Origin of the sequence: Galbitalea sp. SE-J8 (genome assembly GCF_030345695.1) — a bacterium.
Classification (GTDB): Bacteria; Actinomycetota; Actinomycetes; order Actinomycetales; family Microbacteriaceae; genus JAUASV01.
The window spans coordinates 70666-89383 of sequence record NZ_JAUASV010000005.1 but is presented as its reverse complement, the minus strand read 5'-3'; the positions used below and the strand labels follow the sequence as shown (position 1 = coordinate 89383).

Annotated in this window: 23 protein-coding genes and 2 tRNA genes; 14 read left to right on the top strand and 11 right to left on the bottom strand. The window is 73.0% G+C overall.

Annotated elements, in window-relative coordinates:
* The first annotated feature begins 152 nt into the window (after positions 1–152).
* Genes QT381_RS05500 through QT381_RS05485 form a run of 4 tightly spaced genes read left to right on the top strand, consistent with a single transcriptional unit; the run spans position 153 to position 3690 of the window.
* A complete protein-coding gene (locus tag QT381_RS05500) occupies positions 153–1028 on the top strand; it encodes an ABC transporter ATP-binding protein (protein ID WP_289247771.1) in 876 nt (291 codons plus the stop codon).
* Positions 1025–1891 (top strand): ABC transporter permease, encoded by an 867-nt coding sequence (locus QT381_RS05495; RefSeq protein ID WP_502877455.1) that lies wholly within the window; start codon positions 1025–1027, stop codon positions 1889–1891. Before QT381_RS05500 ends, QT381_RS05495 begins: the two co-directional genes overlap by 4 nt.
* The gene (locus QT381_RS05490; protein ID WP_289247770.1) at positions 1892–3064 is read left to right on the top strand and encodes a sensor histidine kinase; all 1173 of its coding nucleotides are present in this window, start codon (positions 1892–1894) and stop codon (positions 3062–3064) included. It abuts the gene before it with no gap.
* A complete protein-coding gene (locus tag QT381_RS05485; RefSeq protein WP_289247769.1) occupies positions 3061–3690 on the top strand; it encodes a response regulator transcription factor in 630 nt (209 codons plus the stop codon). The genes QT381_RS05490 and QT381_RS05485 overlap by 4 nt, the downstream gene beginning before the upstream one ends.
* A gap of 12 nt (positions 3691–3702) precedes the next feature.
* Here QT381_RS05485 and QT381_RS05480 read toward each other — a convergent pair whose 3' ends face one another.
* Positions 3703–4095 (bottom strand): winged helix-turn-helix transcriptional regulator, encoded by a 393-nt coding sequence (locus tag QT381_RS05480; protein WP_502877454.1) that lies wholly within the window; start codon positions 4093–4095, stop codon positions 3703–3705.
* 91 nt (positions 4096–4186) lie between these two features.
* Between QT381_RS05480 and QT381_RS05475 the strand changes: the two genes are divergently transcribed.
* On the top strand, positions 4187–4834 hold the full coding sequence (locus QT381_RS05475) for an NAD(P)-dependent oxidoreductase (RefSeq protein ID WP_289247767.1): 648 nt from the start codon (positions 4187–4189) through the stop codon (positions 4832–4834).
* A gap of 76 nt (positions 4835–4910) precedes the next feature.
* Here QT381_RS05475 and QT381_RS05470 read toward each other — a convergent pair whose 3' ends face one another.
* The 4 genes from QT381_RS05470 to QT381_RS05455 all read right to left on the bottom strand — a co-directional run bounded on the left by QT381_RS05470 (position 4911) and on the right by QT381_RS05455 (position 8057).
* Complete coding sequence (locus tag QT381_RS05470) at positions 4911–6053, bottom strand: UDP-N-acetylmuramate dehydrogenase (protein WP_289247766.1); 1143 nt, start codon at positions 6051–6053, stop codon at positions 4911–4913.
* A complete protein-coding gene (locus QT381_RS05465; RefSeq protein WP_289247765.1) occupies positions 6053–6457 on the bottom strand; it encodes a MaoC family dehydratase in 405 nt (134 codons plus the stop codon). The genes QT381_RS05470 and QT381_RS05465 overlap by 1 nt, the downstream gene beginning before the upstream one ends.
* The gene (locus QT381_RS05460) at positions 6454–6927 is read right to left on the bottom strand and encodes a MaoC family dehydratase N-terminal domain-containing protein (protein WP_289247764.1); all 474 of its coding nucleotides are present in this window, start codon (positions 6925–6927) and stop codon (positions 6454–6456) included. The genes QT381_RS05465 and QT381_RS05460 overlap by 4 nt, the downstream gene beginning before the upstream one ends.
* Before the next feature lie 479 nt (positions 6928–7406).
* Positions 7407–8057 (bottom strand): hypothetical protein, encoded by a 651-nt coding sequence (locus QT381_RS05455; protein WP_289247762.1) that lies wholly within the window; start codon positions 8055–8057, stop codon positions 7407–7409.
* Between the two features lie 209 nt (positions 8058–8266).
* On the opposite strand from QT381_RS05455, the gene QT381_RS05450 reads away from it, so the two are divergent.
* Genes QT381_RS05450 through QT381_RS05440 form a run of 3 tightly spaced genes read left to right on the top strand, consistent with a single transcriptional unit; the run spans position 8267 to position 11131 of the window.
* A complete protein-coding gene (locus tag QT381_RS05450; RefSeq protein WP_289247760.1) occupies positions 8267–8929 on the top strand; it encodes a response regulator in 663 nt (220 codons plus the stop codon).
* Position 8930: 1 nt separating this feature from the next.
* Positions 8931–10133 (top strand): sensor histidine kinase, encoded by a 1203-nt coding sequence (locus tag QT381_RS05445; protein WP_289247759.1) that lies wholly within the window; start codon positions 8931–8933, stop codon positions 10131–10133.
* Positions 10130–11131: a DUF8320 family protein gene (locus QT381_RS05440; protein ID WP_289247758.1), complete on the top strand. Its 1002-nt coding sequence runs from the start codon at positions 10130–10132 to the stop codon at positions 11129–11131. The genes QT381_RS05445 and QT381_RS05440 overlap by 4 nt, the downstream gene beginning before the upstream one ends.
* A 76-nt stretch (positions 11132–11207) precedes the next feature.
* On the opposite strand, the gene QT381_RS05435 is transcribed toward QT381_RS05440, so the two are convergent.
* A complete protein-coding gene (locus QT381_RS05435; protein WP_289247757.1) occupies positions 11208–11441 on the bottom strand; it encodes a FitA-like ribbon-helix-helix domain-containing protein in 234 nt (77 codons plus the stop codon).
* Between the two features lie 79 nt (positions 11442–11520).
* On the opposite strand from QT381_RS05435, the gene QT381_RS05430 reads away from it, so the two are divergent.
* The 3 genes from QT381_RS05430 to QT381_RS05420 are packed head-to-tail and all read left to right on the top strand — an operon-like array spanning position 11521 to position 14071.
* Positions 11521–12447, top strand: coding sequence for an ABC transporter ATP-binding protein (locus QT381_RS05430; RefSeq protein WP_289247756.1), 927 nt, complete (start codon positions 11521–11523; stop codon positions 12445–12447).
* Positions 12444–13256, top strand: a complete 813-nt coding sequence (locus tag QT381_RS05425) for an ABC transporter permease (RefSeq protein ID WP_289247755.1) — start codon at positions 12444–12446, stop codon at positions 13254–13256. Before QT381_RS05430 ends, QT381_RS05425 begins: the two co-directional genes overlap by 4 nt.
* On the top strand, positions 13253–14071 hold the full coding sequence (locus QT381_RS05420) for an ABC transporter permease (RefSeq protein WP_289247754.1): 819 nt from the start codon (positions 13253–13255) through the stop codon (positions 14069–14071). The genes QT381_RS05425 and QT381_RS05420 overlap by 4 nt, the downstream gene beginning before the upstream one ends.
* Positions 14072–14083: 12 nt before the next feature.
* On the opposite strand, the gene QT381_RS05415 is transcribed toward QT381_RS05420, so the two are convergent.
* The 3 genes from QT381_RS05415 to QT381_RS05405 form a co-directional block, all read right to left on the bottom strand.
* Positions 14084–14614: a GNAT family N-acetyltransferase gene (locus QT381_RS05415; protein ID WP_289247753.1), complete on the bottom strand. Its 531-nt coding sequence runs from the start codon at positions 14612–14614 to the stop codon at positions 14084–14086.
* Between the two features lie 82 nt (positions 14615–14696).
* Positions 14697–14770: transfer RNA gene (locus tag QT381_RS05410), tRNA-Met, on the bottom strand.
* A gap of 32 nt (positions 14771–14802) precedes the next feature.
* Positions 14803–14874, bottom strand: a tRNA-Thr gene (locus QT381_RS05405).
* A gap of 83 nt (positions 14875–14957) precedes the next feature.
* On the opposite strand from QT381_RS05405, the gene QT381_RS05400 reads away from it, so the two are divergent.
* The gene (locus QT381_RS05400) at positions 14958–15272 is read left to right on the top strand and encodes a hypothetical protein (RefSeq protein ID WP_289247752.1); all 315 of its coding nucleotides are present in this window, start codon (positions 14958–14960) and stop codon (positions 15270–15272) included.
* Between the two features lie 22 nt (positions 15273–15294).
* Here the strand turns inward: QT381_RS05400 and QT381_RS05395 are convergent, their stop codons facing one another.
* Entirely contained in the window at positions 15295–16539 is a 1245-nt protein-coding gene (locus QT381_RS05395) for an MFS transporter (protein ID WP_289247750.1), read from the bottom strand.
* A 99-nt stretch (positions 16540–16638) separates the two neighbouring features.
* Here QT381_RS05395 and QT381_RS05390 point away from each other — a divergent pair, with 99 nt between their 5' ends.
* A complete protein-coding gene (locus QT381_RS05390) occupies positions 16639–17283 on the top strand; it encodes a hypothetical protein (RefSeq protein WP_289247749.1) in 645 nt (214 codons plus the stop codon).
* Positions 17284–17300: 17 nt separating this feature from the next.
* Here the strand turns inward: QT381_RS05390 and QT381_RS05385 are convergent, their stop codons facing one another.
* Positions 17301–18008, bottom strand: coding sequence for an SDR family oxidoreductase (locus QT381_RS05385; protein WP_289247748.1), 708 nt, complete (start codon positions 18006–18008; stop codon positions 17301–17303).
* Between QT381_RS05385 and QT381_RS05380 the strand changes: the two genes are divergently transcribed.
* Positions 17971–18699 (top strand): TetR/AcrR family transcriptional regulator, encoded by a 729-nt coding sequence (locus tag QT381_RS05380; RefSeq protein ID WP_289247747.1) that lies wholly within the window; start codon positions 17971–17973, stop codon positions 18697–18699. The two genes, QT381_RS05385 and QT381_RS05380, sit on opposite strands and share 38 nt — an antisense overlap.
* Positions 18700–18718 lie beyond the last annotated feature (19 nt).

Sequence of the window (18718 nt, the reverse complement as noted above, 5' to 3'; positions counted from 1 at the left end):
GTGGGCGGATTCATCCTGCTGCAGGGCCTGCTCGCGCTCCTGCGGCGCACCCAGCGCCCCTGAATCCCGGCCCCCGGGTCCACCGGTCGGTGGAGGGCGGGTCGAACGGATGGGGGCTGCCGCCCGTGCCGGCACCCGGGCACGCTGAGGGCATGGAATCAGTCGTCAGCGTGCGGAACCTCCGCAAGAGCTACGGGGAGCACCCGGCCGTCGAGGACGTGAGCTTCACGATCGAGCGCGGGGAGACCTTCGCGCTGCTCGGCCCGAACGGGGCCGGCAAGTCCACGACCATCGAGATCCTCGAGGGCTACCGCGACCGCACGGGCGGCGAGGTGAGCGTGCTCGGGGTCGACCCGGCGCACGGCGGCCTCGACTGGAAGGCGCGGCTCGGCATCGTGCTGCAGTCCACCGGCGAGACCGGCTCGGCGACGGTGCGCGAGCAGCTCGCGCAGTTCGCCGGCTACTACGCGCACCCCCGGGACGTCGACGAGGTGATCGCCGCGGTCGGCCTCGCCGACAAGGCGCGCAGCCGCATCTCGCGACTCTCCGGCGGCCAGCGCCGCCGGGTCGACGTCGCCCTCGGCATCATCGGCCGGCCCGAGCTGCTCTTCCTCGACGAGCCGACGACGGGGTTCGACCCGCAGGCCAGGCGCGCGTTCTGGGACCTCATCCGTCAGCTGCAGGCCGAGGGCACCTCGATCCTGCTCACGACGCACTACCTCGACGAGGCCGCGCAGCTCGCGACCCGCGCGGGCGTCATCGCGAACGGGCGGATGCTCGCCCTCGGCCCGCTCGACGAGCTCGGCGGGCCGACCGCGCGGGTCCCGATCGTGCGCTGGCGGACGGATGCCGGCGACCGCGCCGTGCGCACCGACGAGCCGGGTGCGCTCGTCGCCCGGCTCCTCGCGGAGAACGGCGGCGCGGAGCCGTCCGAGCTCGAGATCGTGCGCCCGAGCCTCGAGGACATCTACCTCGGCCTCGTCGGCGAACCCGAGACCGACAGCGCAGAACGGGAGGACGCGCGATGAGCGACGACACGACGACGGGGCGTCGAGACGGCGCCGGCGCGGGCTCCGCGACGCCCGCGCAGCCGGCGGGGGTGCGCACCGTCCGGCTCGGGCTCGCCCGCGCCCGGTACGAGGTGCGCAGCTACTTCCGGCAGGGCGACACGGTGTTCTTCACCTTCCTGTTCCCGCTCGTGCTGCTGACGATCTTCTCGGTGGCGTTCAGCGAGCAGCCGTTCGGGCCCGGGGTCTCCGCGGCCCGGTTCTACCTGCCGGCCATGCTCGCCGCGGGCGTGCTGCTGTCCGGCCTGCAGAACATGGCGACCGACATCGCGCAGGAGAAGAGCGACGGCACGCTCAAGCGCCTCGCGGGCACCCCCCTGCCGGTGGTGAGCTACTTCATCGGCAAGATCGGCCAGGTGCTCGTGACCGCGACGCTGCAGGCCGCCCTCATCCTGCTCGTCGCACGGTTCGCGTTCGGGGTCGAGCTGCCGGCGGATGCCGCGAGCTGGCTCACCTTCGCGTGGGTGTTCGTGCTCGGCGTCGCGACATCCGCGGTGCTCGGGATCGCGCTGTCCGGCATCCCGCGCTCCGGTCGCAGTGCGACGGCGGTCATCATCCCGATCACGCTCGTGCTGCAGTTCATCTCGGGCATCTACCTGCAGTTCTCGCAGCTGCCGGGCTGGCTGCAGAACGTCGCGAGCGTGTTCCCGCTCAAGTGGCTCGCGCAGGGCATGCGCAGCGTGTTCCTGCCGTCGGCGTTCGAGAGCGCGGAGGCCAGCGGCTCGTGGCAGCTGCCGGAGGCCGCGATCGTCACGGGCGTCTGGCTCGTCGCCGGTCTCGTGCTCTGCCGGATCACGTTCCGCTGGATCCGCAAGGATGGCTGAGTGACCGAGGCGCGCGGATGGACGGTGGCGGTCGCGGTGGTCGCCGCCGTCTGCGTCGGCGTGCTGCTCGCGATCCAGCCCGACGGATGGCGCATCGCGCTCGGCGCATCGGCGGCGGCCGCGCTCGTGACGGGCTGGCTGCTCGTCGGGCGCCGCAGCACGGAGGACTCGGCCGGCGCGATCGCGTTCATCGTCATCGTCGTCGTCGCCTCGGCCGCGATCACGTACGCCCATCCGTCGCTCGCGACCGTGCAGTGCATCGCGTTCCCGCTCGTGTGGACCCAGCTCGACCGCCGCACCGGCATCCTCGTCGCGAACCTCGCGCTCGCGACGAGCGTCGGCGTGGCCATGGCGGTGAGCTACCCGCCCGATGCGAGCTCGATCGCGCAGGCCGTGGTCATCGAGCTCATCTCGCTCGGCTTCAGCCTCGCCTTCGGCGCGTGGATCTCCGGCATGGCGCGGCAGAGCGAGGAGCGCCGGCGCCTGCTCGACGAGCTGCGCGCCTCGCAGGAGGCCGTCGCCGCGCTGCACCGCGAGGCGGGCGTCACCGCCGAGCGCGAGCGCCTCGCCCGCGACCTGCACGACACCGTCGCCCAGGACCTCGCGGGCGTCGTGCTGCTCGCCCAGCGCGCCCGGCGCGAGGTCGGCCGCGAGCTCGCGGCGGACGCCGCCGGCGCGCCGGAGACCGCCGGCCCCCTCGCGACGCTCGACCTGCTCGAGGAGGCGGCGCGGGCCGCGCTCGGCGAGACGCGCGCGCTCGTCGCGGCGACGGCATCCCCCGGGCTCGAGGGCGGGATCGGCGCCGCACTGGGCCGGCTCGCGGCGCGCTTCGAGCGGGAGACCGGCATCCGGGTGTCCGTCGACGCGGAGCGCGTCGACACGGCGCTCGACCGCGACGCGGAGGTCGTGCTGCTGCGCTGCGCGCAGGAGGCGCTCGCGAACGTGCGCTCGCACGCGGGAGCGGCATCCGTCGCCCTGCGCGTGACCGCGGACGCGGGCGTCGAGCTCACCGTCGCCGACGACGGGCACGGCTTCGACGCGTCCGCGGTCTCGACGGGCTTCGGCCTCCCGGGCATGCGCGAGCGGCTCGCCCTCGTACACGGCTCGCTCGCCGTGGCCTCGGGCGATCGCGGCACGACGCTGAGCATCCGGCTGCCGGGGGCGGCGTCGTGATCCGGGTGCTCGTGGCCGACGACCACCCGATCGTGCGGGGCGGCATCGTCGCGCTGCTCGACTCCGCCGACGACATCGAGGTCGTCGGCACGGCCGCGACCGGCGACGAGCTCGTGGAGCGCGCCCTCGCCCTCGACCCCGACCTCGTGCTCACCGACCTGCGGATGCCCGGGCTCGACGGCGACGCCGCGACCGCGCGCATCCTGGCTGAGCGCCCCGGCATCCGGGTCGTCGTGCTCACGACGTACGAGACGGATGACGCGATCCTGTCCGCGATCGAGGCGGGCGCGAGCGGCTACCTGCTCAAGGCGGCGCCCGAGGCGGAGGTGCTCGCCGGCATCCGTGCCGTGGCCCGCGGCGAGGTCGCGCTCGCGCCGTCGCTCGCGGCCGCCCTCGTGCGCCGGGTCGCGGCGCCGCCGCCCGCCGCCCCCGCGGTGTCGCTGAGCCCGCGCGAGCTCGAGATCCTGCGACTCGTCGCCGGAGGTGCCTCGAACCCGTCCATCGCGCGACAGCTGTTCATCGGCGAGGCGACCGTGAAGACGCACCTGCTGCACGCGTTCGAGAAGCTCGGCGTCAACGACCGCACCCACGCGGTGACCCGCGCGATGGAGCTCGGGCTGCTCTGACCCACCCGCTCCCTAGGGACGGACCGCGTCGCCGTCGTAGCCCGCTTGCGACGCCTCGACGTCGCCGAGATGCTCGATCGCCCAGCGCTGGAGGGCGCGCAGCGGATCGAGCAGGGTGCGTCCGGCATCCGTGAGCGCGTACTCGACCCGCACGGGCACTTCGGGGTAGACCGTGCGGCGCACGAGCCCATCGCGCTCGAGACCGCGGAGGGTCTGCGTGAGCATCTTCTGCGAGATGCCCTCGATGCGGCGCAGCAGCACGGAGAAGCGCGCATCGCCCTCGCCGAGCACGCCGACGACGAGCACCGTCCAGCGGTCGCCGATGCGGTCGAGGATGCGGCGCGTCGCGCAACCGGCCTGGTACGGATCGGGTGCGAGCGCCACCGCGGATGTGCTGATTACCACCAGGTACCTTCTTCCCCTCGGTGATCTGCCTACCTAGAGTAACCGAGGCGACCGCCACCCTCGGTCGCGCATCACCGAACGAAGGGCTTCCATGTCTCGCATCACAGTTCTCGGCGGCACCGGCTACGCCGGATCGGCCATCGTCGCGGAAGCCGCCGCGCGCGGCCACGAGATCACGGCACTCAGTCGTTCCGTACCCCCAGAGCCCGTGGACGGCGTGCACTACGTGCAGGGCGACGTGACGGATGAGGCGACCCTGGCATCCGTCATCGAGGGCGCGGATGTCGTCGTCGGAGCCCTCTCGCCGCGCGGAGCGCTCGCGGACGGCTTCCGCGACGTGTACCGCTCGGTCGCGCGCATCGCCGACGCCGCCGGGGCGCGCCTCTACCTCGTCGCCGGCTTCTCGTCGCTGCGTCCGGCGCCCGGCGCCCCGCGGTTCGTCACCGACCTGAGCCATGCGCCCGCCGAGTACCACAACGAGCTCTCGACGGTCTCGGCGCTCGTCGCCGACGACCTGCCGGCCACGCCGGAGACCCTCGACTGGGTCGCCGTGAGCCCCGCGGGGAAGTTCGGCGCGCACGCCCCGGGCGAGCGCCGTGGCGAGTACCGGGTCGGCGACGACGTCGCCCTCGGCGGCCCGACCGGCGGCGAGATCTCGGGACCGGACTACGCCCTCGGGCTCGTCGACCTCATCGAGAGCGCCGACCACCACCGCGCGCACCTGAACCTCGCGCACTGACCCCTCCTCGTTCGCCGAGATGCCCTAGATCGCCCCGAAATGGGCCGAATCTGGGGTGTTCTAGGGCAACTCGGCGTCAGAGGGTCAGGTTGATGAGCTGGGGTTCGGGCTGGAGCACCACGCCGAACTCCGACGCGACGCGCAGCTGCACGTAGCGGGCGAGCTCCGCGACATCGGATGCCGTCGCACCGCCGCGGTTCACGAGCGCGAGCGTGTGCTTGCTCGACACCGCCGCGCGGGAACCCGGCAGGGCGAAGCCGCGCGCGACGCCCGCGCGCTCGATGAGCCACGCCGCCGAGAGCTTCACGCGCGCGTCCAGCACGGGCGGCGGCGCCGGCTCGGCGCGCCCCGCCGCGACCGCGTCGAGCGGCACCGCCACATCCGTCGGCTCCGGCGCGACCGGGTAGCGCGGCGCATCCGGAGGCAGGGTGGCGGCGACCGAGGACGCGACGATCGGGTTCGTGAAGAACGAGCCCGCGGATGCGGAGTCCGGGTCGGCGGGATCGAGCAGCATGCCCTTGGACGCGCGCAGGCGCAGCACGGCAGCGCGCACGTCGGCGACGGCGGCGCGCTCGCCGATCCCGATGCCGAGCACGGTCGCGAGCTGCGCGTAGCGCACGGGCGTGCCGACCGAGGCAGCACCACCGCGACCGGCCTCCTCGGCCACCGGGCCCGTGGCGAGGCGCACCTCGATCGCCGTGACGATCCCGCGGCGACCCTGCTTGACGACCGACGTGCGGTAGCCGAGCTCCAGGTCGAGCGCGGTGAGCCGCCGGGCCGCGTCGCCGAACTCGTCGAGGAAGTCGACGGCGACGAGCGTGTCCGACAGCTCCTGGCCGTACGCGCCGATGTTCTGCACGGGCGCCGCGCCCACCGTGCCGGGCACGCCGCTCATCGCCTCGATCCCGGCGAGCCCGCGTTCGACGGCGAAGCGCACGAGCGCGTCCCAGTCCTCCCCCGCCTCGGCGCGCACGACGACGGATGCCGCATCCTCCCCGACCACGGAGATGCCCCGGGTGCGCACGGCGATCACCGTGCCGTCGAAGCCCTCGTCGGCGACGAGCAGGTTCGAGCCGCCGCCGAGCACGAGCCACTCCTCGCCGCTCGCCCAGACCGCGCGCACCCGATCGACGAGCGTCGCCGGGTCGTCGAGGGTGACGAACTCGCGGGCCGGTCCGCCGACGCCGAGGGTCGTGAGGTCGGAGAGCGGGCGCGTCATCAGGCCAGACTGACGCGCGCCTGCGCCTTGCCGAGCACGGTCTGCCCGTCCACGGTCACGGTGAGGTCGATGCGCGCGCTGGCGTCGTCGATCGCGCCCACCTTCGCGACGACCGTGACCGTCGCGCCCGCCTCGGGGTCGACGACGACGGGCCTCGTGAAGCGCACCTGGTAGTCGAGCACCCGGCCGGGGTCGCCGATCCAGTCGATGACCGGCTGCACGGCGAGGCCCATCGTGAGCATGCCGTGCGCGAGCACGCCCGGAAGGCCCACGGATGCCGCCACGTCGTCCCGGTAGTGGATCGGGTTGAAGTCGCCCGAGGCGCCCGCGTAGCGCACGAGGGAGTGTCGGCTCAGCTCGATCGTGCGCTCGGCGACGACCTCGCCGATCTCCGCGACGGTCATGCGTCGTCCTCGGCCTGCTCGGCCGACTCGTCGGCGCGCACCACGAGCGTCGAGATCGCCGTCACGACGTGCTCGCCCGCGGCATCCGTCATCGTCGACTCGGCCGTGACCATGGCGTTGCCGCCGAGCGTCTTGACGCTCGTCACCGCGAGCGTCGCGGTGAGCTCGTCGCCCGCGACCACGGGCCGGGAGTACGTGAAGCGCTGGTCGCCGTGCACGACCCGGCTGAAGTCGATGCCCGCGTCGGGCTCCGCGAGCAGCTGCTGCAGCGTGTGCTCCTGGACGACGACGGGGAAGGTCGGCGGCGCCACCACATCCGGGTACCCGGCGGCGCGCGCCGCGTCCGGGTCGAGCGTGATGGCGGAGGTGGCGAAGACGGCCCGCGCGAACTCCCGCACCTTCTCGCGGCCCACGAGGTAGGGCGCGACGGGCGGGAACGTGCGGCCGACGAGGGCGGGGTTCACTGGCACCGCACCAGTCTGCCCGACCGCGCCGCGCGCGGCGCCCGGACATGCGAAAGGCCCCGGTCCGCTGAGCGGGCCGGGGCCTTCCGGGTGAACGCTGGGTGCCCAGCGCCGGTGGTCGGTGACTCGAGGTCAGTGACTCGAGGTCAGTGACTCACTGGCAGCTGTCGCACTGCAGGAGGTCCATCGGGTCGACGGGAACTGCGTAGCCGCCGACGTTGTCCTCGTTGTCCATGGGCAACTCCTCTCCGTCTGTGGGCCCGAACGCGGTGCTCCGCGCGGGGGTTCCCACTATATAACGGGAATCACACGGATGTCATTCCCCAAGATGTTGTGGTCCGTTCGGCGTGTCGTAACCGACCGTACGCCGGGGGTCCGACATCCGGGCGGCGCCCGAAAACGAAGGAGGACGCGCGCGGATGCCGCCGGAAGCGGACGGAAGCGGCCCGGAACGACCCGGGCTCCTTCGTTTTCGGGAGCGGGGATCAGGCGGGGTCGGCGAAGCGGATGCCGGCGAGCGCTCCGAGGGCGACCGCGACGATGTCGTCGTAGACGCCGACGCTGTGGGCGTCGAGTTCGAGCTGAACCGCGTGCGCGGCCACATCCGGGAACACGGTCGTGACGCAGCGCTCGATGACGTCGGCGCCGGCGGGGAACTCCGCGACCGCGAACTCGTGCACGACCTCGGCCGGGAACCTGCCGACCGTCGCGAGCGCGACCGTGTGCAGCCAGCTCACCGCGCCCGCGCCGAGCGCGCCCGCGCCGCCCGCGCCCGAGCCGAGCGCGCCCGAGCCGCCCGCGCCCGAGCCGAGCGCGCCCGCGCCGGAGGCGGCGGCGAACTCCGCTGCCGCGCGCTCGTCGGCGGCGACCTCCGCGGACTGCACCCGCAGCGAGGCGAGCCCGTGCACGACGCTGAAGTCGTCCGGGTCGGTCACGAGCAGCCAGGCGCCGTCCCGCGCACGGGCGAGCGCGAACGACGCCGCGATGCGCAGGTCGGCGGCGAGCTGCGCGCGACGGCCGGCCGGCGCATTGCTCTCCTCGATCCACTCGAAGATCCAGCCCTCGCCGGCGAGCACGCTCGCCGGAGGCAGCTCGCGCCAGCCGCGCGGGAGGTCGAGCTCGACGGATCGAGCCACCGACACGATCACCGCGATGCCCTCGCGGTCTCGGCGCCCGGAACGGCCGGCGCTGTGACGCGCGTCGACCTCCGGGTGTTCCGCATGCGCCCCACCGTGACACGTAAAGAACGGTCTGACCAGGGAGCCGTTCTGGTGGCACCCGTTCGGGGGGACCGCCCGCTTCGGGCTATCGTGGGGCCCATCGGGATGCTCGCGGGGAGTACGGCATGACGGATGAGATCGACGCGACCACGCGCGCCCCGTTGCGGATCGCTCTCGTCGACGATCACGAGATCGTGCGCGTCGGGATCATGGAGCTGCTCGCCCCGCATCCGACGGTCGAGGTCGTGGCATCCACCTCGACGGTCGCGGAGCTGTTCGCGCTCGACGCGTCGCCCGAGCTCGTGGTGCTCGATCTGCGGCTGAGCGACGGCTCGACGCCCGGCGAGAACGTCACGGCCATCCGCTCGCACGGCCTCGACACCCTCGTGCTCACGGGCGGCGACGACCCGCGGCTCGTGCGGTCGGCCGCCCGCGCGGGCGTGCTCGGCGTCATCCGCAAGGCCTCCCCCGCCGCGGAGATCGTCGACGCGCTGCTGCGCGCGGGCGTCGGCGAGACCGTGCCCACGACCGACTGGGCCGCCGCGCTCGACGCGGATGTGGAGCTCACCGACGCGCGGCTCAGCGCGCGCGAGCGCGAGATCCTCGCGCTCTACGCCTCGGGCGAGAAGGCCCAGGCCGTCGCGTTCCGCACCGGTCTCTCGCGCGACACCGTCGCCAACTACATCAGCCGCATCCGCGTGAAGTACGCGAACGTCGGCCGTCCCGCACTCACCAAGGTCGACCTCCATCGCCGCGCGATCGAGGACGGTCTCATGCCGGACAGCTGACATGCTCGCCCTCGAGGCGTCGGGCGAGGGCACCGCGGTCGCACGGATGACGCGCATCCTGTTCGTCGGCACCGCGGCCTTCGGCCTCGCGTTCACGGCGCTCGCCACGGGCTCGATCGTGGCGCAGTGGCGGCTGCTCGCCGAGCCGTACGCGATCACGATCGCCCTCGTCCTGGGGCTCGGGCCGATCGTGCTCATCGCGATCGCCGGCTGGGCGCCGCTCGGTGCCGTGCGTGCCGTCGCCGCCGGCTACCTCATCGCGTACTCGTCGGCGCTCGTGACGTGGCCGGCCGCGCAGCGGGTCGACCGCATCCCGGACGGCTCGCAGCCGTGGGTCATCACCCTGCTGCCGATGGCGGTCTTCGCGGCCGCGGTGCTGCTCGGCCGGATCGGCGCGTGGGTCGCCCTCGTCGGGCTGTGCCTCGTCGCGGGCGGGCTGCGCTACGTCGCCGACGGCGCCCGCTCGCTCGAGATGCCCGTCGAGGACACCCTGTTCAACGTCATGACGATCGCGGTGTTCGTCGCCATCATCATCGTGACGCTGCGGGCGGGACGGCGACGCGACGAGACGGCGCGGGCCACGGCCCAGGATGCGGTGCTCGCGGCCGCGGCGGAGGCTCAGGACCTGCAGCGCGCCCACGTCGCCGCGCTCACCCACGACGACGTGCTGTCGACGCTGCTCGCCGCGGCGCGTTCGACGGAGGCATCCGTCGACCTCGTGCGCCGCCACGCGCGCCGCGCGCTCGACCGTCTCGCCGAGCTCGGCGCCGACCCGGACGACCACGACCTGCTGGTGAGCACCGAGACCCTCGTGGCGTCGCTGCGCGACACGGTGGCCGCCCTGTCGGGCGACGTGCGCTTCGTCGTGGCGGGCGCCGAGACCGGCACGCTGCCGGGCGTCGCTGCGCGCACCCTCGTCGAGGCCACCGCCGAGGCGGTGCGCAACACGCTGCGGCACGCCGGCTCGTCGACCGACCGCCGGGTCACGGTGAGCATCGGAGCGGATGCGGCCGCCGTCGAGGTCCGCGACGACGGCCCCGGCTTCGACCCGCTCGCGGTGCCCGAGGACCGGTTCGGCGTGCGCTTCAGCATCACCCACCGGATGTCGCTCGTGTCGGGCGGATCGGCGATCATCGACTCCGCGCCGGGGACGGGCACGCGCATCCGGCTCGTCTGGCGACCCGACGACGCGGGGACGCGATGACCACGCCCGAGCGCGCGGCGGCCGCGGGCATCCTGCGCCTGACCAGCGCGGGCGCCCGGGTGATCCTCGCCCTGTTCCTCGCGGTCGACCTCGTGCTCGCGATCGCGACCCTCGACAACGTGCTGAGCCCGTGGCCGGCGCTCGTCGCGCTCGTGCTCGTCGCGGCATCCGCGCTGCTCGTCACCTGGCCGCGCGACGGGGTGCTGCCGCGGTCGCGCGCGATCGGGGTCGTCGCGCTCACCACGGCGGCGGCGATCGTGTCGACGCCGAACCTGCCGGTCGCGCCGGTGGCCGGGTACGCGACCTGGCACCTCGGCGCGATCACCCTCGTGCTGCTGTTCGTCGGCATGTGGGGACGCTTCGCGCTCGCCTGGACCGGGTTCGGGCTGCTCGTCGTCGTGACCGCGGTGTGGACGTTCACGCTCGGCGGCGGCAACCCGTACGTGCTCGCGCTGCTGCCGAACCAGTCGGGCACGCTCGTCGTCGGCACGCTCTTCGCGATCGGGCTGCGGCGCACGAGCCGGCGCATCGCCGAGCTGCACGCGCGCCAGGCGGCGATCGCGGCGGCGGACGCCGCGACGCGCGCTGCGGCGACCGAGCGCGCCGAGCAGGCCGAGCTGCTCAACGCGACCGCGCGTCCCGCGCTCGAGCGCATCGCGGCCGCCGAGCGCTACACCGACGCGGAGCGCGAGGCGTGGGTGCGGCTCGAGGCGTCGATCCGCGACCGGCTGCGCGCCTCGGCGCTGGTGTCGAGCGAGCTCACCGCGGCGACGGATGCGGCCCGCAGCCGCGGCGTCGACGTCACCCTGCTCGACGACAGCGCCGGCGCCGCGATCCCGGGCGCCGAACGGTCCCGGCTCGAGCGCGCGCTCGTGCGGGAGCTCGACGCCCTGCGCTCCGGACGGCTCATCGCCCGGGTGCTCCCGCCCGGCCGCGACCACGTCGCCACGATCGTCGTCGACGAGGAGGGCGGGGACAGCCGGCGCATCGACGTGTGACGCCCGGGCTTCGCGGTGCTCCATAACGTCGACGGCGCAGCGGATGCGTCGATGACGGCCACGCCGCCGACGGCCGTCACGCGCGGCCGGCGTCGAGATCGGCCAGCACGTCGGCGACGCTCACCGGGCCGCCGTCCGCGGCAACGCGCCGCGCATCCGCGAGCCAGCCGTCCACGCTCGGTCGGGATGCCGGCCCTTCGAGCTCGCGGGAGAGGTACTCCGGGAGCGATCGTCCCGACGCGGCGGCCTGAGCCGCGAGCCGGTCACGTGTCGCGGCCGGCACGTGGCGGATGGTGATGGCGACGGGCATGCCTGCCTTTTTACTGCACCGGGTTTGCTGCACCGGGCTCGCCCTCGCGGGTGTCGCGGGTGCCGGTTAGTCTCGATGGGTGCCCGGCCCCGTCATCATCGCTCGCGCCCTGACCAAGTCGTACGGGGAGTTCCGCGCCGTCGACGGCATCGACTTCGAGGTCGCGACGGGCGAGTCGTTCGGCCTGCTCGGGCCCAACGGCGCCGGCAAGTCGACGACGATGCGGATGCTGTCCGCCGTGTCGACGCGCACGAGCGGCGAGCTGTCCATCCTCGGTCTCGACCCGGACCAGCACGGTCCCGAGATCCGCGCGCGACTCGGCGTCGTGCCGCAGAGCGACAACCTCGACGGCGAGCTGCGGGTGCGCGACAACCTCATCGTCTACGGCCGCTACTTCGGCATCCCCCGCCGCCGCGTCGCCGAGAAGGCCGACGAGCTGCTCGCCTTCGCCCAGCTCGAAGACAAGCGGGATGCCCGGGTCGAGTCGCTCTCCGGCGGCATGAAGCGGCGCCTCACCATCGCCCGCGGACTCGTCAACGAGCCCGAGATCCTGCTGCTCGACGAGCCCACGACCGGCCTCGACCCGCAGGCGCGCCACCTGCTCTGGGACCGGCTGTTCCGGCTCAAGGAGCAGGGCACGACGCTCGTGCTCACGACGCACTACATGGACGAGGCTGAGCAGCTCTGCGACCGGCTCATCGTCGTCGACAAGGGCGCGATCATGGCCGAGGGCAGCCCCGCCTCGCTCATCCGCGACCACTCCAGCCGCGAGGTGCTCGAGGTGCGGTTCGGCTCCGACCGCAACGCCCTGGTCGCGGAGCGGATCGCGGATGTCGGCGACCGCGTCGAGGTGCTGCCCGACCGCGTGCTCGTCTACGCCGGCGACGGCGAGGCGGCGCTGCGCGAGGTGATCGGCCGCGGGCTCGATCCGATCACGTCGCTCGTGCGCCGGTCGAGCCTCGAGGACGTCTTCCTGCGCCTCACCGGACGGAGCCTCGTCGAATGACCTCGACCGCCGCATCCGCTCGTCCGCGTCGCTACGGCGCGCTGTACGTCACCGAGCACCGGCTGCGCCTCGTGCGGTCGTGGCGCTGGACGTTCATCGCCACGACGCTCGGCAACCCGATCATCTACCTGTACTCGCTCGGCGTCGGTCTCGCGACTCTCGTGCACACCGCGATCCCGATCGGCGACGGCCGCGAGGTGTCGTACCTGGTCTACGTCGCGCCCGCGCTCATCGCGAGCGCCGCGATGACGGCCGCCGTGGAGGAGTCGATGTTCCCCTACCTGGAGGGGTTCAAGTGGAACGAGACGTTCTTCGCGATCAACTCCGCGCCGATCACCGGCCGGCAGATCGTCGACGGAACGACGATCTGGATCGCCATCCGCGTCGTGCCCACGACGATCGTCTACCTCGTGATCGCCGCGCTGTTCGGCGCCGTGACGAGCGCCGGCGCCGGGCTCGTCGTCGTCATCGCGACCGCCGCGGGCCTCGCGATGGGCCTGCTGGTGTCGTCCTACACGGCGACGATCCGCGAGGACCGCGGCCAGATGGCGATCATCATGCGGATCATCGTGATGCCGCTGTTCCTGTTCTCGGGCACCTTCTTCCCCCTCGAGTCCCTGCCGATCGGGCTGCAGTGGATCGGATGGGTGTCCCCGCTCTGGCACGGCACCCAGCTGAGCCGCGTGGTCGCGTTCGGGCTCGCCGAGCCGATCTGGCTCACGGTCGCGCACGTCGGCTACCTCGCCGCGCTCGCGGCGCTCGGCCTGTGGCGCACGCGCGCCGTCGTGACGGCGAGGCTCGACCGATGACCGGCACCATCGCGCCCGCGCCGCAGCGCACCCGCCTGCTCGGGTCGATCTACGCGGGCAACGCGGCATCCGTTCTCGACCGCGGACTGCGCGCGACCCGCTCGTCGAACTGGGTCGTGATGCTCTCGGGCGTCTTCGAGCCGATCTTCTACCTGCTCTCGCTCGGCATCGGCCTCGGGCAGTTCGTGGGCACGGTCGACGTCGGCGGCGGGCAGGTGTCCTACGCGGCCTACATCGCGCCCGCACTGCTCGCCGTGTCGGCGATGAACGGGGCCGTGTACGACTCGACCTGGAACGTGTTCTTCAAGATGAAGTACGGCCGCGTCTACGAGGGCATGCTCGCGACCTCGCTCGGCCCGCTCGACGTGGCGATCGGCGAGATCCTGCTCGCCCTCCTGCGCGGCGCCCTCTACGCGATCGCGTTCATGCTCGTCATGCAGGCGCTCGGACTCAACCTGTCGTGGACGGCCCTGCTCGCCCTGCCCGCGATCGCGCTCATCGCGTTCGGCTTCGCGAGCCTCGGGATGGGCATCACGAGCTACCTGAAGACGTTCCAGCAGATGGACTGGGTGAACTTCGTGCTGCTGCCGATGTTCCTGTTCTCGGCGACGTTCTACCCGGTCACGGTGTACCCGGTGTGGCTGCAGTGGGTCGTCGAGGCGCTGCCGCTGTGGCACGGCGTCGAGCTCGTGCGCGGCCTCACCACGGGGGTGCTCAGCTGGGCGACCCTCGGTCACGTCGCGTACTACCTCGTCATGGTCGCCATCGGGCTCGTCTTCACGACGCGGCGACTGCGGGCGCTCTTCCTCAGCTGAGGGGGCGCGCGCTCAGGAGAACTCGCGGTCGAGGATCGAGTAGACGGCCTTGTCGTGGAACACCCCGGCCACCTGCCACGCCTCGCGGAGCCGGCCCTCGAACGTCATGCCGACCCGCTCGGCCAGCGCGATGCTGCGCACGTTGTCGCTGCGGCAGCGCCACTCGGCGCGGTGCAGTCCGCGCACGTCGAACGCGTAGCGCAGCAGCTCGCGCACGGCCGCGCCGACGTGTCCGTGACCTTCCCCCGCGGGCTCGGACCAGCATCCGATCTCGCAGACGCCGGTGCCGGCACTGAACTCGACGAACATCACGCCGCCGATCAGCGTGCCCTCCGACCAGATGCCCCAGATGCGCGCGCCGTCGCGCGCTGTGGATTCGGCGTAGCGCGCGAGCGTCGCGCGGGCACCGCCGAGATCGGTGCTGACGAACGACGGACCCACCCACGGCCGGATGTGCTCGCGGGCGCGATCCAGGTGGGCGGCGAACTCGTCGGCGCGCCAGGGCTCGAGCGGCTCGAGCACCCCACCCGTCGGGAGGATCATCGCGGGCTCCCTGCCCTGAAGGTATCGGTAGACCTCTGCAGTGTCGTCGTTGCGGGCGTCTGCATGCACCCCGGAGGAACGGTAGCTGAGGCGGGGCACGATCCCGCGACCTCACGATTATGAGTCGTGCGCTCTAACCAACTGAGCTACTCAGCCACGAACGCCGCCCGCTCGTGACGGGAGGCGAGAGCCCCCTGTGGGAATCGGACCCACTACCTCTTCCTTACCAAGGAAGTGCTCTACCAATGAGCTAAGGGGGCGCGACGACGGGCTCGGCCCGTCGAGGCACCAGGAGACTCTAGCATCCGCCCCGAACGTCCCCGAACGCCGCTACCGTGCTCGCATGGGCCGGTACACGACGGATGCCGCCGACGCCGCCTTCGCCCCGATCGTCGCCCGGTTCGCGGGCGTGCTCGACCGCGGGACGATGATGGGCCGCCCCATCCTCAAGCACGCCGGACGGATGGTCGCGTGCCTCGACGGGGACGGCCTCGGCATCCGTCTCGGGCGTGAGTCGGCGGCCTTCGCCGACGCGATGGCGCTGCCCGGCGCGGTGCTGTTCTCGCCCGGCGCCTCGGGCCGCGACTTCGCCGACTGGGTGCGGTTGCCCGTGGCGCTCGAGGACCACTGGGAGGAGTTCGTCGCCCGGGCGCTGTGACGCCCTGCTCGGCCGGCCCGCCCTACTCGGCCAGCACGGCGCGCGACGCGCGGGCCACACGCAGAGCCGAGCGGCCCGAGGGCAGCGCGACCGCGGTGCCGAAGACGACGATCATGAGCGCACCGCCGATCACGAGCAGCGCCTGCACGCTGATCAGGTCGGCGAACGGACCGAACACCGTCATGCCGATCGGGGTCGCGAGCGCCATGACGATGCCGACGTAGCCGAACACCCGGCCCTGCATCTCGGGGGCCGTCGTCTCCTGCAGCAGGGTCGTGAACGGGCCCGAGAACAGCGGCACGAGCAGTCCGATGCCGAACATGAAGCCGTAGAACACCGGCAGCGTCGGGCTCAGCCCGCAGCCGATCGTGAGCACGCCGAAGCCGACGCACGAGACGACGACGAGCGAGAGCCGGTTCGCCTTCGCGAGCACGGTCGACAGCAGCAGACCGCCGAGCAGCATCCCGACGCTGAACGCGACCTCGAGCAGCGTCACGAGCAGCACGTCCTCGCCCCAGGTGCGCGCGACCATGAGCGGCGTGACGAACGACGGCGCGACGGTGAGCAGGAAGATGATCGCGAACACGACGAGCAGCCAGCGCACCACCGGCTGACCGCTCACGTAGCGCGCCCCGGCGACGAGGTCCTGCCGGAACGAGCTCGTGCTCTCGGCGACCGCCCGCAGCGTCGGCACCGCGACGAAGAACAGGATGCCGATGCCGAGCGCCGCGGTGACGACGTCGATGAAGAACACCGGCACGATGCCGAACAGGCCGAACACGGCGCCGGCGGCCGCGGGGGCGGCGAGCGCCATGGCGGCCTGCACGGTGCCCACGACGCCGTTGATGCGCAGCAGCTGGTCGGCGGGCACGAGCTGCGGGATCATCGCCTGCACCGCGGGCTGCTGCACGCCCGCGCCCACGGAGCGCACGCCGACCGCGAGCAGGATGACCCACAGCTCGGTCACGCCGAGCGACATGAGCATGGCGAGCGCGAGCGTCACGACCGCGATCGTGCCGTCGGACACCATGACGAGCACCCGCCGGTTGAACCGGTCGGCGAGCGCGCCGCCGAAGACCGACACGAGGCCCTGCGGCAGGAACGCGGCGAGCGCGTAGAGCGCGACCGCCCCGCCGCTGCCGGTCTCGAACGTGACGTACCACATGACCGCGTACTGCACGACGGCCGAGCCGAACAGCGACACCGTCTGGCCGGTGAGGAACAGGGCGACATTGCGCTTCCAGCCGGCGGGGGCCTCGGTGTCCATGCGGACGAGGCTACGAGGTGCCGCCGTCACGCACCACGGGGGCCCGGCCGCACACCGATCGCGCCACGGGATGGTTGCATGGGTGCCGGGGGTGAACGGATGCCACAGGACACCGCGCGATCGGTGCGGCTGCGGCCGCGACCGAACACCCGGATCGCGGGGCTCGCGATCGCCGTGCTGCTCGGCGCGCCGATCGTCGTCGCCGCGCCCCAGGAGCCGCGCGTGCTGTGGGGGCTGCCACCGCTCGCGCTGATCCTGCTGCTGACCCGCGCGCTCACCGCATCCGTCGTCATCCGCCCGGGTGTCGACGCGCGCTGGCGCGACGTGCTGCTGCGGCCGCGCGCGCTGCCGATCGACGCGAGCACGCGGATGTGGACGACCCTCGCCGCGGATGCCACCTCCGGGCCGGCGCGCCGGCTGGGCACGCCGCACGGCGTCTACAACGCGATGTGGGTCGCCGTGCGCACGGACGGCGCGCGGCCCGTGCTGCGGCTGAGCCGGCAGCAGTGGCCCGACGAGAGCATCGACCGCGTCCGTGACCTGCTGCCCGCGCCGCTCGAGGCGGGCACCGCGGGCCTGCCGGCGCGCGAGCTCGTGCGGGCGCAGCCGTGGATGTACACCTGGCTCGAGCGGCACTACCGCGTCTTCCAAGCCCTCTACGTCGCCACGATCCTGTGGCTGTGCGTCACGGTGCTGTTCACGATCGGCAGCGCGCTCCTCGTCACCGGGCAGCTGCCCGGCTAGTGCGCCGGCGCAGGACGTCAGCCGCCGAGGTGTGCTCCGCCGTCGGCCTCGATCACGGTTCCGGTGATGTTCGGGTTCGTCGCGAGAAGCGCGAGAACCTCCGCGACGTCATCCGCGGTGGCGATCCGCCTCGTCGGAAGGTTCGCGGCGACCTGGGCGAACAGCCCTTCGCGGTCGGCGTCGGGAACCATGCTCCACCACGGCGTGTCCACATATCCGGGAGAGACCGCGTTCACGCGCACGGGCGCGAGCTCCGCGGCCAGCGGGGCGACGAGCCCTTCGACGGCGGCGTTGAGTGCGCCGATGCCGGCCGTCCCGGGGATGCCGGCCCGGGCGGTGACCGCCCCGACGAGCGTGATCGAGCCGGACGGGGCGAGGTGCGGGAGCGCCGCCTTGATCGCGGAGATCGTCGGCCAGAACTTCTCCTCGAACGCGGTGTGCAGCACGTCGAGGTCGAGGTCGGGCAGGGGTCCCGCTCCCTGGTTGCCGCTGAGCGTGATGACGAGGCGGTCGATGCTGCCGAGCTCGACGGCCAGCGCTTCGACCGCTCGCGCGTCGCGCGCGTCGAGGGCGTGCGGATGCAGCACGGGGTGCGCGTGCGTCGCGGCCGCCAGGGTCTCGGCGCGACGGCCTGCGATGTGGACCGAATCCCCCAGCGCTGCGAGCCGGACCGCGGTGGCGAGTCCGATGCCGGAGCTGCCGCCGATGACGAGGGTGGTGGACATGAATGGTTCCCTTCACGAGACGTTGCGGTTCGTATTTACGGTAGCAGAAATACGGTCCGTGGCGTCTCGTTTTGGTAGCCTCGACGGCATGACGCAGACCGAGCCCGCCCGCCGCGGCCCGAAACGCAACGAGCGGGCCCGCCTGGCGATCCTGTCCGCCGCATTCGAACTCACCCAGGAGGTCGGCTACCGGGGCCTGACGATCGAGGGCATCGCTGCCCGCGCGGGTGTGGGCAAGCAGACGGTGTACCGGTGGTGGCCGACCAAGGCGGACGTGCTTCTCGAAGCCGGCGCCCTGAAGGCGGATCTGCGCGTGTCGACGGCCGACCACGGCTCCTACCGCGGCGACCTGGAGCAGTTCCTGCGCGACTCCTTCACGCTCCTCGGCCTCCCGGGACTCCCCGGCCTGTTGCGCAGCCTGATGGCGGAGGCGCAGGTCGATCCTGACTTCGCGGCCCGCTTCCGCGCCGGATTCCTGAACCGGCGCCGCGACGCCCTCACCGCGATCCTCGATCGCGCCCGGACGCGCCATGACGCGCCCGATGCATCCCCTGCGGACCTGCTCGCCGACGTCGTCTTCGGCGTGATCTGGTACCGCCTGCTCGCGACCGAGCGGCCGCTCGGAGCCGCCGACGTCGCGCCGCTGCTCGACCTGCTCGCTCCCGTGCGCCGCGGCCGGCCCCGCCCCTGATCCGAAGGAGGAGCGCCTG